This is a genomic window from Anaerococcus sp. (genome assembly GCF_022770135.1).
Taxonomy (GTDB): domain Bacteria; phylum Bacillota; class Clostridia; order Tissierellales; family Peptoniphilaceae; genus Anaerococcus.
Genome location: NZ_JALEIL010000106.1, coordinates 1 through 17,221, shown reverse-complemented (window position 1 = coordinate 17,221; position 17,221 = coordinate 1). Strand labels below are relative to the sequence as shown.

Annotated in this window: 16 protein-coding genes; 2 read left to right on the top strand and 14 right to left on the bottom strand. The window is 37.5% G+C overall.

From position 1 onward, the window contains the following. The 3 genes from MRZ08_RS05450 to MRZ08_RS05440 form a co-directional block, all read right to left on the bottom strand. Positions 1-1,048 (bottom strand): ABC transporter ATP-binding protein (locus MRZ08_RS05450; protein WP_297380243.1); only part of this gene is annotated, 1,048 nt, incomplete at its 3' end. Next, entirely contained in the window at positions 1,041-2,804 is a 1,764-nt protein-coding gene (locus tag MRZ08_RS05445; RefSeq protein ID WP_297380240.1) for an ABC transporter ATP-binding protein, read from the bottom strand. The genes MRZ08_RS05445 and MRZ08_RS05450, both read right to left, overlap by 8 nt. Then, the gene (locus MRZ08_RS05440; RefSeq protein WP_297380238.1) at positions 2,801-3,244 is read right to left on the bottom strand and encodes a MarR family winged helix-turn-helix transcriptional regulator; all 444 of its coding nucleotides are present in this window, start codon (positions 3,242-3,244) and stop codon (positions 2,801-2,803) included. The genes MRZ08_RS05445 and MRZ08_RS05440 overlap by 4 nt, the downstream gene beginning before the upstream one ends. Before the next feature lie 102 nt (positions 3,245-3,346). Here MRZ08_RS05440 and MRZ08_RS05435 point away from each other — a divergent pair, with 102 nt between their 5' ends. Together MRZ08_RS05435 and MRZ08_RS05430 are read left to right on the top strand one after the other, a co-directional pair. Continuing rightward, entirely contained in the window at positions 3,347-4,252 is a 906-nt protein-coding gene (locus tag MRZ08_RS05435) for an AAA family ATPase (protein WP_297380235.1), read from the top strand. Next, complete coding sequence (locus MRZ08_RS05430) at positions 4,245-5,975, top strand: VWA domain-containing protein (RefSeq protein WP_297380233.1); 1,731 nt, start codon at positions 4,245-4,247, stop codon at positions 5,973-5,975. The genes MRZ08_RS05435 and MRZ08_RS05430 overlap by 8 nt, the downstream gene beginning before the upstream one ends. Positions 5,976-6,241: 266 nt before the next feature. Here the strand turns inward: MRZ08_RS05430 and murJ are convergent, their stop codons facing one another. From murJ to MRZ08_RS05375, 11 genes are all read right to left on the bottom strand, one after another. Beyond that, a complete protein-coding gene (gene murJ / locus MRZ08_RS05425) occupies positions 6,242-7,780 on the bottom strand; it encodes a murein biosynthesis integral membrane protein MurJ (RefSeq protein WP_297380231.1) in 1,539 nt (512 codons plus the stop codon). A gap of 176 nt (positions 7,781-7,956) precedes the next feature. Then, positions 7,957-9,483: a 4Fe-4S dicluster domain-containing protein gene (locus MRZ08_RS05420; RefSeq protein ID WP_297380229.1), complete on the bottom strand. Its 1,527-nt coding sequence runs from the start codon at positions 9,481-9,483 to the stop codon at positions 7,957-7,959. Between the two features lie 18 nt (positions 9,484-9,501). Further along, positions 9,502-9,783 carry a hypothetical protein gene (locus MRZ08_RS05415; protein ID WP_297380226.1) on the bottom strand — a complete coding sequence of 94 codons (282 nt, stop codon included), beginning with the start codon at positions 9,781-9,783 and terminating at the stop codon, positions 9,502-9,504. 65 nt (positions 9,784-9,848) lie between these two features. Then, a complete protein-coding gene (locus tag MRZ08_RS05410; protein WP_297380224.1) occupies positions 9,849-11,474 on the bottom strand; it encodes an ATP-binding protein in 1,626 nt (541 codons plus the stop codon). After that, complete coding sequence (locus MRZ08_RS05405) at positions 11,471-12,130, bottom strand: response regulator transcription factor (RefSeq protein WP_297380223.1); 660 nt, start codon at positions 12,128-12,130, stop codon at positions 11,471-11,473. Before MRZ08_RS05405 ends, MRZ08_RS05410 begins: the two co-directional genes overlap by 4 nt. Then, positions 12,131-12,748, bottom strand: coding sequence for a PhoU domain-containing protein (locus MRZ08_RS05400; protein ID WP_297380221.1), 618 nt, complete (start codon positions 12,746-12,748; stop codon positions 12,131-12,133). Between the two features lies 1 nt (position 12,749). After that, positions 12,750-13,532, bottom strand: coding sequence for a phosphate ABC transporter ATP-binding protein PstB (gene pstB / locus MRZ08_RS05395; protein ID WP_297380219.1), 783 nt, complete (start codon positions 13,530-13,532; stop codon positions 12,750-12,752). A 19-nt stretch (positions 13,533-13,551) separates the two neighbouring features. Then, on the bottom strand, positions 13,552-14,364 hold the full coding sequence (gene pstA / locus MRZ08_RS05390; RefSeq protein WP_297380216.1) for a phosphate ABC transporter permease PstA: 813 nt from the start codon (positions 14,362-14,364) through the stop codon (positions 13,552-13,554). 9 nt (positions 14,365-14,373) lie between these two features. After that, entirely contained in the window at positions 14,374-15,237 is an 864-nt protein-coding gene (gene pstC, locus MRZ08_RS05385) for a phosphate ABC transporter permease subunit PstC (protein ID WP_297380213.1), read from the bottom strand. A gap of 1 nt (position 15,238) precedes the next feature. Then, complete coding sequence (locus MRZ08_RS05380) at positions 15,239-16,204, bottom strand: substrate-binding domain-containing protein (RefSeq protein WP_297380211.1); 966 nt, start codon at positions 16,202-16,204, stop codon at positions 15,239-15,241. A gap of 141 nt (positions 16,205-16,345) precedes the next feature. After that, positions 16,346-17,221, bottom strand: an 876-nt coding sequence (locus MRZ08_RS05375) for a sugar kinase (protein WP_297380208.1), incomplete at its 5' end; no start/stop codon positions are given.

Here is a 17,221-nt window from a genome sequence, read left to right as displayed (position 1 = left end):
CTCTTCTAACTATTGCACTTACAAGGTCGATGTAACCTGTGTCGATTTCTTCTTTCATATCCATTATCTCAAATATCCTATCTGCTCCCGCAAGGGCTTGGAATACTGCGTTTGCTTGTTGGGAGATATTTACTATAGGGTTTTGAATTTGCCTAATGTTTGATAGGAAGGCTGCAAGAACTCCGACTGTGATATTTCCTTGGATAGTTAGGTAAACTCCCAATACTGTTATTAGGGCGTAGAGGATATTTACAGAGTTTTGGAGAAAAGGCATAATCTTTCCTGCAGTAATATTTGCCTCTGCGAAACTTGCCCTAAGCGCTTCACTTTTTTCGGAGAATTCTTCTTCTGCTATTTTTTCTCTAGAAAATACCTTAACTACTTTTTGACCAGAGAGCATCTCTTCATTGAAACCGTGAAGGTTAGACACATTGGCTTGGGCCTTGGCAAAAAACTTCCCTGACCTTAGAACAATCTTTGATAGGATTGGAATCATAACCACAAGTCCTATGATTAGACATAGGGTTAGGTTAAAGTCTAGCTTAAACATAACTATTATTGTTCCAAAAAAGGTTAAGAGACTCCTTATAATTGTTGGAACTGTATTGGCTAGGGCTTGGGATAGGACGTCTGTATCGTTTGTAAAACGACTCATAATCTCCCCGTGCTGGTTGTTATCGAAAAATCTTACTGGAAGAGTTTGAATCTTATCAAAAAGGTCATGTCTTATATTTCTGATTGATCTTTCTCCAACTCTTACCATAAGTCTTGAATAGATCAGACTTGTTAGAGCTGAAATAAAATATATAAAGCCCATTTGTATTACAGCAGTCTTTAGTCCTGGGACATCTCCTTTAAAGATATGATTATCTATAATAGGTTGGAGCATATTTACTCCCCAAATTTGGGTCACTGTAGATATTATTACTCCAAGAATAATCACAGTCATCTGCCATTTATAATTAAAGAGATAGGACATGAGTCTTGCCAAGGACTTAAATGACATTGTTCTCCTGTAATCTTTTTTCTGTATGCGATTATCAGTCATTATCATTACCTCCTTGTTGTTGGATATCGTAAGTTTGTCTGTAGTTTTTGTCTCTTTCGTAAAGCTCGTCGTGAGTGCCTATATCAGAAATTTTCCCTTCTTCCATGACTATTATCCTATCAGCATATTTGAAGGAAGATACTCTTTGTGAGATTATGATCTTGGTTAAATCTTTTAAGTTTCGATCTATTCCTTCCATAATCGCAGTTTCAGTCTTGGTATCTACTGCAGATGTTGAGTTATCGAGTATTAGAATCTTAGGTTTCTTTAATAGTGACCTTGCTATGGTTAGCCTTTGTCTTTGGCCACCAGAAACTCCACTTCCTCCTTGGCCTAGAACTGATTCATAGGAATCATTTCTCGCCCTTACAAAGTCATCTGCTTGGGCGATTTCTGCTGCAAGACGGATTTCTTCATCACTTGCATCGCTATCTCCCCAGCGTAAGTTTTCTGCTATAGTTCCAGAGAAAAGAGTATTTTTCTGAAGTACTATTGAAACCCTATCTCTTAGGGTCTTAAGATCGTATTCTCTTATATCATGGCCTCCTACCTTAAGGCTTCCCTTACTTATATCGTAAAGCCTTGGTATAAGTTGAACTAGGGTGGACTTTGCAGATCCTGTTGGTCCAAGGATTCCTATTGACTCACCGCTTTTGATGTGAAGATTAATATCTTCAAGCTGGTAATTGTCTGAGTCTTCCTCGTACTTAAAAGAAACATCGTCAAAGTCGATTGATCCATCTTCTAGGTCAAGACCTTCTACTTTGTCATCAATATCCATAGTAGGCTCTCTTTTTATAACTTCAACCACACGGGTAATACCAGGAGATGCTGACATAAACATAGTAAGAACCATGCTCATTCCTATAAAGGCTCCGAGAAGCATTATTGCATACATATTAAAGGAAATTAAATCTCCTACTCCAAGTCTTCCTTCTATTATTTCAATCCCGCCAAAATATGTTAGGCCTACGAAGGTTCCAAACAAAACAAAGTTTGCTACAGGAAAGACATAGCTCATAGGTCCTTGGGATCCATCAGCTAGCTTAAACATCTCTTCGTTCTGGAGACCAAACTTATCAAGCTCGTATCTTTTCCTAACGAAGGCCTTGATCACCCTCATATTGTTTAAGTTCTCTTCTATAACTAGGTTTAACTTGTCATATTGAAAACGTGCCTTCTTAAATTTTGGTAGAGCGTAGGTGGTAAGTGCCATCAGTGCTATGAAAAGCAAAGGAACTGCCACAAGAAATATAAGGGACAATTTGGCACTAGCCTTAAAGGCTAAAACAAAAGAAAATATAGCCATAACGACAGTCTTACTTACAAATCTAGTAGACATAAACATCGATTGGGCTAGCTGTTGCATATCAGAAGTTAATCTAGTTAGTAGAGATGGAACGCCAAAATATTCCAAGTCTTCGAAAGAAAACTTCTGTATGTTTCTATACTGTGCCCTTCTTGCATTATCAGCAAGTCCACTTGATGTAAGTCCTGCGTTTTTGGTAGCTTGCATACCACAATACATTGTGATTAGGGATAAAACTACCATCAAAATCCCATACTTTATGGCAAGACCCAAGTCCTTGTCGTTTACGGCAGTATTTAGGGTCATACCCATTATCATTGGTATCAGTAGCTCTAGTATGGTCTCGATTGTTGTAAAAATCTGCGAAAGCAATCTTGTTTTTTTGTACTTACCAAGGTGTCTTTTCATATAAGAAAAGGACCTATTAAATTCCTTTATACTATTCATCTATCCTCCTTCATAAAATTATTAGAAATAGAATCCAAGAGTAGGTTTAAATATTTAGTAATCTCTCTTACATTCTCTTCTCCCAAATCCTCATACATGGCCCTGTTGGCCTCTTCTATTGGGACTAAGGCCTCGCGTCTTCTAAGCTCGCCTTCAGGCGTTAGATAAAGGTTTTTTGCTCTCTTATCATCCTCATCTGTCCTAAGATCGATATAGCCCTTGTCTTTTAGATTCATAATTGCACTATTAATAGTCTGCTTGGGGGATTTGAACTTATTTACGAGAGTCTTTTGTTTTACTTTTTCATTCATTCCTATGTGGATTAGGATCATACTTTCCAAATCGTTTAAGCTATAAAAGTTTGCCCTTTCCCTATTTAGACCATTGGCCTTTCTCAATAGAGAAAAAATATTAATCATGGCTTTTAGTTTCTCGTCCATCTACCCTCCTTGCTTTTGCTTACCATCATATTATAGTCCGATTTTGGACTATGTCAAGTGAAAAATCCTACTTATATTGTATAGTATAAAACGAGGTGAAACATGATTAAATACTTACAAGAAGAAAACATAGACGAAAATTTGATAAAACAATTAGAAGCATATAGAAAAAAAAATGGACTAGCTGAAGGCGACAGGGTAATAAAACCTGAATACAAATACTACGGCAAGGAAGTCCTAGAGCAAGCCATAGCGGCCCTCCTTGCAGGAAAAAACATCCTCCTTACAGGGGCCAAGGCTACAGGAAAAAACGTCCTTTCATCCAATCTTTCCTATCTCTTCCAAAGACCATCTTATAACGTATCCTTCCATGTAAATACAGACTCCGCAGCCCTCATTGGTGCGGATACTTTCAAAAACGGCGAAGTTGTCTTTAGGAAGGGTCCTATAACAGAGGCGGCAGAAAAGGGTGGCTTTGCTATCTTAGATGAGATCAATATGGCCAAAAACGAAGCCATATCAGTCCTTCACGCAACTCTAGACCACAGGAGGATAATTGATCTTTCTGGCTACGATAAGATTGCCCTTGATCCAAATACAAGATTTATAGCCACAATGAACTACGGCTATGTGGGAACAAGGGAGCTTAACGAGGCCCTTTCTTCAAGATTTATGATTATTAATGTACCAAATATTAGCAAGGACAATCTTGATAAACTCCTAGCTGACAACTTCCCAACTCTTAAGGAAAAATATAGGAAGGCCTTTATCGACTTATTTATAAGTCTCCAAACAAAGAGTGAAAACAACGAGATTTCTACTAAGTCAGTCGACCTACGTGGACTTATAGGGGCTATTGAAACAATTAAGATTGGTCTATCTCCTTACCAGGCCTTGATGATGGGGCTTGTCAACAAATCCTTCGATGAATTCGAAAGACAAATCGTCCTCGATGCCCTAAAGAGCAAGATCCCTACAGATATAGGAGAAAGTGTATTTGATGAATGATCAACTAGAAAAGATTAGACAGTACAACATAATCTGGGACTTCGCCAAGACCTACAAGTTTCTTCCCAAAAAGTCCTATCCTATGGAAGATATCTATCTAAACATGATCACAGGCTTTAAGATAGGGACCTTTGATTTTAAAATCCTAGATTCCTTCTTTGCCTATATCAAAAAAGACAATATGTTCTTTGATGATTTTAAGTTTATGACAGAAATCCTAATGGAAGAAATAGCCTTTAAGGAAATAGCAAAAGAAAATCTGGTTATAGCTGACTTTAGGAAAGATTACGCTAGAAAGGTCATGAATAGATATTCCTACCATGAGCCCAAAGATCTAAGGGAGCAAATCGAGAAGGCCTACTACGGGAAGATTTTAGATAGGCCAATTACTGAAGGCAAGCTCTTTAGAGATATCTATTATGCCCTATTTTCAATTCACACCACAAGGACCAATGAGTTAGTCGACGAATTGAATAATTTTTTCGAAAAATACTTCCGTCTTGATAGGTCAGCCAAGGATAGGGATAGGTTTAAGGAAATGGTCTCAGAAAATAAGGCCAAGGACTTCAAGGACCCAGACGAGATCGATGACAAGAACGCTGAGTACTCCGAGGAATATCTTTCAGAGCAGTTTGGCATAGGAAGTGCGGAGTTTACAGGAAATATATATCTCGCCGAAAAGAAAGAAGATAATGACAAAAATCTTATGTTTCTTAACACCGGAGAAGACACCTACCACTCATCCACAGAATTTATCGAAGACTTCTACGGACTTTCTGTAATGGCCAAGGAGAAGGTCTCTGCCCTAGAGACTAAACTTTGTAAGGGAATCCACAAGAACAAAAGGCTCTATTTTACTAGGGGAGAATATTCTACTAAGGCCAACGCTAGATTTTACAAGAAGGGCCGCCGTGAACAAGCCGAAAAGACTGAAGCCTATATCAAAGAAAATACAGCCATCAACAACAGATCTATCAACGAGCTTACCCTTTCGATCAAAAACTCCATAGCAAACTTCCTAGAATACAACGAAGTCTACAAAAACTACGGAGCTATCGACTCGACAAAGGCCTGGAGGGCTAGCGTTCTCCACGACTACGACGTCTTTAACAACGAAGAAAGCGACGATATATCGAAATTTAAGGTAGACCTAATACTCGATGGTTCTGCTAGCCAAATTGGCCGCCAAGCCCTGGTCGCAAACGAGGCCTATATTATAGAAAAGGCCATGGATGCCCTAGATATTCCAATCAGGGTCATGAGCTTTTCTACCCTAAGAGATTTTACAGTTTTTAATATATATAGGGACTATGACGAAAAGGAAAATAACGAGAAAATTTTTAACTTTTTCGCTTCTGGATCAAATAGAGACGGGCTCGCCTTTAAGACAATCCACGAACTAATCGAAAAAGATGACGAAAACACCAAAAATATAGTAATAATTCTTTCAGATGGTAAGCCCAATGATGAAAGAAGCAATATCAATACTGTAAAGATGCTAGATAAGGACCAATATGTAGAGGAGGTCGCAGTCAAAGATACTGCCAAGGAGGTAAGAAACATAAAAGAAGATGAGATATCAATACTTGGAGTCTTTACTGGAGAGGAAGAAGACGTAGAGAACGCCAAGCTAATCTATAACACAGACTATTGTAGGATTACAAATCTAGAAAACTTCTCAAAGATTGTTTCAATCTTTATGAAAAACCAAATCCTCCAATAGGTTTTTAGGCTAATAATAAAAATGACAAAAAATTAGAGGGGACGTCCCTCTTTTTTAGTACAAAAAAACCGGCCTAAGCCAGCTAGAGTGTAGACAAAATCAAAATAACCCTTATTTCGACCGAACGGAGTGAGTGGAGAAATCTAATGAGATCTCTCCGTGCGTTCGTTTCACTCTCTTAGTCGAGATAAGGGTAACTTAACGATAAAATAAATTTCGATTGAAGTTACTTTGTCTGCAGTCTGACCGGCCTAAGCCGGCATATATTAATTCTTATTTTCTTTTCTAAGTTTTCTTTTGTGATAAATCCTATTTACCATATCCATAACTTCAGGGATCCTTGCTAGAAGAATTACTAGACCATAAACTAGCATAGCGACGATGATAGCTACAAATAAGGCCACAAGTCTTGGAGCAAAATTTGAAAGTGCTCCATTTACTCCAACAGCAACTAGGGCCATAAGTCCTGTCGCAAGGCTTATCTTTACCAGAGAGATTAATGAAGTCTTAAAATTAAAGCTTCCAAATTTCTTCCTAAATTGATAAATCATCAAAACTGTACCAATAGCTGTAGATAAAACTGTTGCATAGGCAAGTCCTCTTATGCCAAAGAATTTGATTAGGACAAAGTTAAATATAACATTTAAGATCTGTTGAATGATCACAACGACTACTGGGGTCTTGGAATCTCCTACAGCATAAAAGCCCCTGTCTACCACATCTATTGTGGATTGGAAGATGTTGTTTGGAGCGTAAGCAGCAAGTAAGATTGCAACTGCTACAGTATCTTCCCTAGTGAAAGCATTTCTCTCAAATACTACCCCTATAATTGGTTCTGCAAGGACTGCCATACCAATACTTGCAGGGATTACTAGAAGCATAGTAGATACTACGGATGAGCTTATTGACTTCTTCATCTTTCCTATCTCGCCACTTGCTCCATATTCCGCTATAGTTGGAAATAGGGCTGTCGTAATAGAAATAGTGATGATTCCTGTAATCAGTGTTAGCATTGTCTTTGAATAAAAGAGCTTGGATATGGCTGCCTTTCCGAAAAAGGCTGAAGCCATAGAGTTATCTATAATTATAGAGATTTCTCCTGCTGCTGATGATAAGATTATTGGAATAGCTACGACCATCAGACTTCTTACATACTTGTTGTGGATATCTAAGATTTTCTTATGCTCATAACCCACCTTCCTACAAGCTCTCGGGAAGAGTATGTACTGGAGGGAGTTACCCAAAAGCGCTCCTATGATAAGCATGTAAGGATTCTTTGTAACTCCTGTAAGCACAGTAAAGCCAATGATTATAATGTTCATTATAACCCCTGTAATTGCAGGATCGAAGAAGTTGCCCTTTAAGTTTAAATATCCTCTAAATACTGCTGAATAAAGATAAGCAAAGACTGCAAACATCATTATTCTAGTGTAATTTGTGGCAAGATCAAGAGACTCGCCGCTTAGATCTGGAGAAAGGAGCTTAGAAAATGGTCTTGCAAAAACCATTCCCACTATTACCGCAAAAACAGCAAATACCATGAGGATATTGAAAATATTTGATGTAAATTCCTCTGCTGCCTCTTCTCCATCTTCCTTCTTGGCCTTGTTATAAATTGGAATAAAACCTGAAATTATTCCGACAGCCACGAAGTTTGCTATAACAACCGGCAGGGTGTTGGCGGTTGTGTATATACTTTTTAAATCACCAGCTCCAATGTATGACGCCATAACCGACTCTCGCAAGAATCCAAAAATCTTGGAGATTACCGTCACAAACATGAGCATTATAGTAGTTTGACCCATAGTTACCTCTCTTTATTTCTTATCCTCTTATTATATCATTTGCTCCGATAAAGACAAATAAATTATGGCTTTATTAGTAGCTTAATAAATTATTTGGCTGAGAAATGACTAGAAAAAAGCCCTACTCAAAGAACTATTTATTCTTCAAGTTAGGGCTTTATCTTTATTTTTAGATATTATTTTTGTAATTTGCTATCGTCTGGTCTGTCTTCTGCTGGAATATTTTCGTTATCAGCAGGAGATCTGTAGATAGATTCAGCAGCGAAGGCCTTAACTTTCTTGCCAGTCTTATTTTCTGCAACAACTGTTCCAGGTCCTCCGACACAGCCTCCCATACAAGCCATTCCTTCGATAAGCTTGCCATCCATCCTGCCGAGTTTGGCCATTCTTGCAAGCTTGACACAGTTGTCTAGTCCTTCAGCATTTTCTACTTCAACCTTGACATCTGGGTCGATTTCTCCGATTCTTCTCTTAACAGCTTCGGCAACTCCACCGCTTACAGCATAGAATCTTCCTGTCTCTGAAGCATCCATCATTGGTTCATCTACTTCGATTTCTGATGGCTCGATTCCCTTAGCAAGGAACATTCCTAGAAGTTCTTCGTAGGTTATTACGAAGTCTATTACTTCAGCTACTTCTTCTTCGAGGGCTTCAAGTTTCTTGGATATACATGGTCCTATAAATACAACTTCACAGTTTGGATCACGTTTTTTCATTTGTTTTCCTGAATAAATCATTGGTGTTGATGATTCAGAAATCTTATCGTTGATGTCTGGGAATTGCTTTCTTACCATTGACTTCCATGAGAAACAACAGCTTGTTCCCATAAATGGAATCTTGCCTGTTGGAACTTGTTCCAAATACTCGTGAGCTTCGTTCATTGTAGTAAGGTCAGCTCCGAGTCCTACTTCTATAACATCATCAAAACCAAGTTGTTTGATAGCTTCTCTGATTTGTTCTGGACTTACATTTACACCGAATTGTCCAACAAAGGACGGAGCAATTATAGCATAAACTTTCCTATCTGATTGTAGGGACTTGATAAGTTGGTAGATCTCACTCTTATCAGAAATTGCACCAAATGGGCAAGTTATGATACATCTACCACAAGCTACGCACTTATCTTCGTCGATTTTGGCACGACCTAGTTCATCAGATCCGATTGCCTTAACTCCACAAGACTCTGCACAAGGTCTTTTTTGGTGATTGATTGCTTGATATGGACAAGCAGCCACACATTTTCCGCACTTGATACATTTATCTTGATCTATGATTGCTCCCTTGGCAGTATATGTAACAGCGTTTTTAGGGCAAACATTTACACAAGGATGTCCTATACAAGCATGACATTGATCTGTTACTGTGACTTTGTTTTCAGGACATGCTTCACAGGCGATTTTTATAACAGAAACTAGTGGTGGATTGTAGATTCGTCTGTCATAATCCATCGCATCTAAGCCTTCTGTGACAGCGTCTGTATCAGCAGCACTTCTTGCGTCAAGACCTATACACATTCTAAGTCTCTCGCCCATTACTGCTCTTTCTCTAAAAATATTTTCCCTATATCTCGCTTCTTCTCCTGGAAGAATATCAAAAACTTCTAAGGCTATGTCTGTAATAGGCCTGTTTTCATAGGCGATTTTGGCAACTGCCTCAAAGGCCATCCTTCTAATATTAAGTATATCTATGTATGATTCTTTCATTATTATCCTCTTCTTTAATTACTTAGCTGGTTTTAACTTATCAAACATCATCTCCATCATAACCTCTGGCTTAGCCTTATTTATATATGTATCGTCGATTTTAACTAATGGAGCGTTTTTAGATGGATTTTCAATCTCATCCATTATATTTTCGTAGACAACTTCGATTTCTGGAGTATCTCCTAAGCCTTCAAGCTTGTAAGCGTACTCGATATCAGTTTTCACTATGTTTGCTGAATCGTATAAGAACTCGTTTCCGTGGGCAGTGCATCTAGCACATGAACATATAGTTACTTTCATAATCTCCTCCAAATATATTCTTAATAAGATTGTATCAAATTTAACAGGATATAGCAATTAATTTCCTAAATATCTATAATAATTCTAAAAGTCGATCCACATCCGACCTTGCTTGTGACCTCTAGTCCGAAACCCAGATAGTCAGCTATGTGCTTGGCTATGGATAGACCAAGGCCTGTTGATTTGTTGTCTCTCTTTCTTGCCTTATCTGCCATGTAGAATCTCTCAAATATCCTAGGCAAATCCTTTTGGCTTATTCCTACTCCATTATCCTTGATGAAAATTATTAATTTCTTATCTAATATTATCGAGGAAAGCTCGATTTTCCCGCCTTTATTGGTATATTTTATAGCATTTTCGTAAATGTTTGATATTAGGTCAGTAAATAGGGATATTGATGTTTTTAGTTTAAAAGATCCTACTGTATTAACTATCTCGATATTTTTAGAATCTGACTTTCCCCTATAATTTTCTATGCAAAGCTCGGCTATTTCTCTTATATCAAATTCTATTTCATCGATTCCTTGTCCATTTTCATCAAGTCGTGAAAGTTTTATTATGTCATCTATTATCTGAAGGAGCCTATTTCCTTCCTTATAGATAATTTCAGCGAAGTTTCTCACGTCACTTTCCTTGGCAATGCCAGTAGATATTAGCTCCGCATATCCGTTGATTGAAGTAAGGGGACTTTTTAGCTCATGGCTTACATTTGCAGAAAACTCCCTTCTCATAAGCTCAGCCTTCCTAGTCTCTGAGTTATCTATTATGATAATAACATAGCCCATATCGTAGCTATCAATAATTGGATCGACAAAAATTTTTAGGTGGAAGTTGTTTACATCAAAGGCCATAGCCTTGGTTTTCTTAGTCCTCTGAATTTCCTTAATGGCTTCTTTGTAATCCTTATCGTCAATAAGGTCAATGAAGCTTGTATCAGAGTTTTTGTCTAAATATTCTTGGGCTGCCTTATTCATTATCTCAATCTTGCCATTTTCATCACAAATCACAAGGCCTTCTTCCATATTTTCTGTTATATCTATTATTTCCTTAAATCGTACGGCTTGGGCCATCTCACTTTCTTTAAGTTTCTTATTACTTTCTAGGATATTTTTAAAGTAGGGGCTTATCTCCTTATATCTAGGGTCAATTTTCTTAAAATCATAATTATCATCGAATCGAGCTAGTCCTTCTATGTATTTATTTACAAAATTATCCGCCTCAAATTTTATAATCCCAATTATAAATAGATAAGCTATAAGATAAATTGAGATGATTTTTCCATCAAAGATATCGAGTATTGTATTTTGGGATTTTATTATAAGATTACCATCCCCTCCTATATAGTAGCCAGTGTTTATTGAATCTTTAATCCCATATTTAATTTCTCTAATCTTTTTGTCATCACTTATACTTATATCTTCTAGGTCTATCTTTCCTTTCGAATTATAGAGAATGTTTTTATCATCATCAAAATATACTAGTTTATATTTTGGATAAGTCTTTTCAAAATCTTCTAATATATTTTTGTTTCCATTTTTTATCTCATAGAAAATAAAGCCCAAAGAATCCTCCATGAATTCATTTTGAGCTTTGATTTTTCCTCTAAAGACTATGCTTATATTTATTAAAAATGTTACTAGCATTACAAGGCTAAATATCCTTATAAGGCTTTTTTCTAGTAAATCTTTCATATTTCACCGAATTTATAGCCTAAGTTTCTGACTGTTTCTATATATTTTCCAGCATCCTTTAGCTTAGCCCTAAGACTTGCTATATGGACATCTACAGTTCTCGTCTCTCCCTCGTAGTCGTAGCCCCAAACTTTGAGTAAGAAGTCATCACGGGTTATGACATTTCCGATGTTAGACATGAAAAGAAGTAGCATCTCAAATTCCTTGTAGGTTAGGTCAATCTTCTCGCCATCGACTTTTACCGAACGCTTTTTCATATTAAGTCTTAGATCTTTATAGCTTATGTGGTCTGTGTCCTTCTTCTGGCTTCTCCTAAGAACTGCCTTGACTCTGCTAATTAATTCTAAGATTGAGAATGGCTTAGTTATATAATCATCTGCCCCCAGGTCAAGTCCCATCACCTTATCAAACTCGTCAGTCCTTGCTGTAAGCATTATTATAGGAATATCTGAAAACTCCCTAATCTCCTTAAGTATAGTGATCCCGTCTTTTTCTGGAAGCATTATATCAAGGATTAGAAGCTCGCCTGGCTTATTTCTTACATCGCTTACTATTTTAGATCCATCTTCGTAGCCAGCTACCTCATAGCCTTTTTCTCTTAGGGCATATTCTACTAAATTTCTTATAGACTTATCGTCTTCGACAAGGTAAATCATCTAAAGCCTCGTAGCAAGGTCCGCTACTCTCGCGAGCCTATCTCCTAACCTTTCAAAATACTTGTAGAGGAGGACTTTTTCTGATAATTCCATAGGGGCAATATTATCCTTCTTGTTCTCATTTGAAATATATGAGACAGCTTCCTCAAAGAGCTTGTTGTTTACTTCATCTTGCTTTATTGTTTCCTTGGCAAGGTCCATGTCATAGTTTACGAAAGAATTGATAGCGTCTTTTGCCATCTTTGTCTCATTTGCAATAAACTTATTTAGAAAATCTTTTTCACTTTCATTTAGAGAATATTCGCCTAATATAAAAGAAACTTGCTCGAAGTGCCCTGCGATTCTTTTAAACGATGAGGCTAGTTTCATTGACATCTGAAGTAGCTTTAGGTCTTTGGCAACTGGCTGTTGGAGGGCCATAAGCTCAAAGCTGAGCCTTTCGATTTCACTTGCTTTTCTTCTAATATCATCGTGAATATCGACTAGGTCCCTAAGCTCATCTTCCTTGGAATTTTCTATAAATTGGCCAATTTTCTCATAAGAGATTATGACGTAATCCATAAGGTCTTTGGCCATTTTCTTGATATTGTCTAAGTCTTCGTTGTATTTTATTCTCATATCAACCAAACCTTCCAGTTATATAATCTTCTGTTCTCTTATCTTTTGGATTTTCGAATATATCTATGGTATTTGCCATCTCTATTACCTCTCCTGTTAAGAAGAAGGCAGTTTGATCTGAAATTCTAGCTGCTTGTTGCATATTATGAGTTACAATTACTATAGTATATTCGTTCTTTAGTCCGTCAAGTAGGTCTTCTATGGCTGATGTCGAAATTGGGTCAAGGGCACTTGTTGGCTCATCCATCAAGATTATTTCAGGATTTACAGAAAGAGTCCTTGCTATACAGATTCTTTGCTGCTGACCTCCAGAAAATGACAAAGCGTTTTGGTCTAGTTTATCTTTTACTTCATCCCAAATCGCAGCTGACCTTAGAGATTTCTCGACAATTTCATTTAGCCTGTCCTTATCCTTGATTCCAGAAATCTTTGGACCATAGGTGATATTATCGTAAACGGACTTTGAGAAGGGGTTAGGTGATTGGAAAACCATTCCGACCCTTCTTCTTAATTCTACTACATCTACGTCCTTCTTGTAAATATCATCTCCATCAATTGTGATGAGTCCTTCAATTTTACAATCATCTACTAGGTCATTCATCCTATTAAAACATCTTAGCATAGTAGACTTACCACAACCAGAAGGACCTATGAAGGCTGTAATCTTCCCCTTCTTGATATCCATATTTACTTTCTTTAAGGCCTTGAAGTCTCCATAGTATAAGTCAACGTCCTTGACTCCTATGGCAGTATTATTACCATTTATTATTTCTTTATTTTCCATTAATTGTTATCCTTTCTTCCTATCCTACAAGTTTCTTGCTGATTTTTGCTGATACGAAGTTTATAGCTATGACGAATACCAAAAGAAGGACTGCTGTTGCATAAGCTTCATTTACGTGGAAACCTTCTGATGATAGAACGTACATGTGCACTGCCATTGTCCTTGCTGAGTTTAAAAGCCCCTTTGGAATTGATGGTTGGGTACCCATAGTATAGATTAGGGCAGCTGATTCTCCAACGATTCTTCCTGTTGATAGGAATATTCCACCCAAGATTCCATCCATGGCATCTGGCAATACTACCTTAAAGATTGTCTGAATCTTTGTAGCTCCTAGGGCAAGGGAGGCGTGGGCTTGGAGTGGGTTTACGGTAAGGATCGCTTCTTCTGTTGTTCTAATTATAGTAGGGAGGACCATTATTGAAACTGTGAAGCAACCTGCAATAAGGGAGTAACCCATACCAAGACCCAGGCCTGTGCTTGTGACAAAAAACAAGTATCCAAACAAACCATAAACAATGGAAGGGATAGATGAAAGAATTTCCGTTGAAAATCTTACAAGCTTGATAAAGACTTTGTTTTTCGCATATTGTGAAAGATAAATCGCTGTGAAAATCCCAACAGGCAGAGATATCAACAAGCTTAAAATTATAGTAAATAAGGTCGCTATCAAGGATGGCATTATCGAAACATTTTCTGTAGTATAATTCATTTCGAAAAGTCCAGGAGATATATTAGGTATACCCTTAAAGAGAATATAGGCAATGATTATCCCACTCATAGCGAAGGCTATGAAGGTAAAGACCATTATTAAAGTTTTGTAAGTTTTGCTCATAAATCACTCCTATAATTTCTTTTCATTTCTATCTCTTATGATATTAAAGACAATATTTATCAAAAGTATGAAGAAGAAAAGCACCATACCTGTTGCAATCAAGGCTTGTCTATGCATACCTGAGGCATAACCCATCTCCAAGACTATATTTGTTGTAAGGGTTCTCGAACCTTTAAGGATTTCCGTAGTAAGACGTGGTTGGTTGCCGACAACAAGATATACTGCCATGGTCTCTCCGATTGCCCTACCTATTGCAAGGATTATCGAAGAGAAAATCCCGCTTTTGGCATAGGGAATCATGACCTTTCTTATAGTCTCTTCCTTGGTAGCTCCAAGGGCAAGGGAACCTTGATAGAAGGTCATTGGTACTTGCTTAAGGGAGTTTTCAGAAATATTTACCATGGTAGGTAAAATCATTATAGCAAGTAAGATAGATGCTGTAATCATTGTCATACCACTTCTAATATCAAAGATAGACTTAACAAGTGGAACCAATACCATCATAGCAAAGAAACCATATACTACCGAAGGTATTGCTGCCATTAGATTGATTAAAGATTTGAGTGGAGAATAGCTCTTTTTGGCATAATAGGCCATAAATACTGAAGTAGCAAGGCCAAATGGTAGAGCTATGATTGTGGATAATACAGTTACGATAATAGATCCTACTATCATTGGGAAGATTCCAAAGTGAGGGTTTCCCGCTGTTGGCTTCCATACTTTGCCCGTTATAAACGGAACAAGTCCGTATTCATTAACAAACTTAATCCCTTCATTGAAGATGAAAAAGATTATAAGAAGGATAAGTAATGCGGACATTGCTGCTGATAATAGGAAAATTATCTCTCCGATTCTTTCCCTAGTTTTATTCATATTACTTCTCTAATTCACTAGTATTTGTAATTGTTCCGTTAAAGATTTCTTTTAACTGGTCTACTGTTACATCTTCTAGCTTGCTATCTTTATTTACAACTACTGCGATTCCGTCGGTTGCGATAACAGATACTTGAAGTTTTTCCTTTTCTTCATCCTTAAGCTCACGAGAAGCCATAGCGATTTGAGCTGCTCCATCGATACAAGCTTCAATTCCTGAAGATGATCCTGTAGATTGGATTTCGATTTTAGCATCTGGGTTAAGCTTTTGGTATGCTTCTACCATTTTTTCCATAAGTGGAGTAACTGATGTAGAACCTGCTACAGTTATGGTTCCCTTTGCACCGCTTGCCTCGTAAGCTTCAGTTTCTTTTAGTGGAACGTAGCCTTCTTCAAGAACAAGTTTTTGAGCTTCTTCTGATTTAACATATTTTAGGAAGTCCTTTGATAGGTCATCTAGCTCACTTTCCTTATAAGCTAGGTTGAATGGGCGAGCAATCTTGTAAGATCCATCTGCTATTGTCTCTTCTGTTGCCTCAACTCCGTCAATCTTAAGGGCTTTTACAGTATCATTTAGGGAACCAAGTGAAATATATCCGATTGCGTTAGCATCTTGGCTTACTGTTTGCATAACACCATTTGTAGAGTTTTGAACTACGGCATCTTGGGTTGTCATATCTTCCTTGGCACCGTCAACTTCTTCTTCAAGTCCAACGATTTCGATGAAGGCTCCACGAGTACCTGAACCGTCTTCTCTAGAAACTACAGTGAAGTCATAGTCTTCTGCGCTTGCTGTATCAGTTCCTTCTTCTTTCTCTTCAGGTGCTTTAGCTGCATCATCAGTTTTTGCTGCGTCTTCTGTCTTAGTTTCTGTAGAAGTGTCAGCTCCTTTATCATTTGAACAACCAGCAAAGATTAAGCCGAATGATAGGGCAGCTGCTAGAATTTTTGCATTTTTAATTTTCATAATATCTCCTTTTATTTTTATCTATTACTTATCTTGTACCTACATAATACTATCCGATTGTATAGCTTAGTTTAAGTAAATGTAAAGTTTATGTAAAATTTCTTTACAAACAAAAAAGCCCTGGCTAAACCAGGGTCTATCTTATGAAAATGACAACATCCTCTTATCTCCGCTTACAAGTCTTCCTACTTGTTTTTCATTAAAGATTGCATAATCTCCTATTATTGAATGTTTAAGAGCTGATAGGGCTATGGCGAAGTCTAGGGCTTCGTGGATTTCAAATCCATTGATGTATGCATGGATGAGCCCTGCCGCAAAGGCATCTCCGCCTCCAATCCTATCTACAATATCAAACTTGTATGTCTGTGACTTAATATATTCCTTGCCATTATAAAGACCTGCAGAAAGAGAATTGACTGAGGCTGAGTAGGAGTTTCTGATAGATGAGATTGTATATTTGATATCATATTTTTCATGAATATCTCTAAGCATCCTAGAAAGCACCTCATCGTTGAAATCGCCTGTAAAGTAATCATGTTTTGTCGGAAGGACTCCTATAAGGATATCGACCATAGGAAGGACCTCTTCGTAGAAGTCGCAAGCCTCGTCGAGAGTCCATAGGCTTGACCTATAGTTTAGATCAAAGACCACAACAAGCCCTCTCTTCTTGGCTTCTTTTATCGAATATGTAACAAGGTCTCTTCCCTCTTTCGATATGGCTGCTGTAATTCCAGTGGCAAAGTAGAGGGACTTTCCTTCAAATATCCCATCCCAATCAAACTCTTCTATCCTAGCCTTCGATATGGAGGAATTTTTCCTATCATAGATTACCTTAGGAGATCTAAGACCTACGCCTTTTTCCGCATAGTAAATCCCTAACCTATCTCCTCCCCTCACTATGTAGTCGGTATTGATGCCAAATCTTCTTATATTGTTAAAGGCAGCCTGGCCCATCTCATTATCAACAAGTTTTGTCACATAAGTTACATTATCGCCTAAATTAGAAAGGGCTATGGC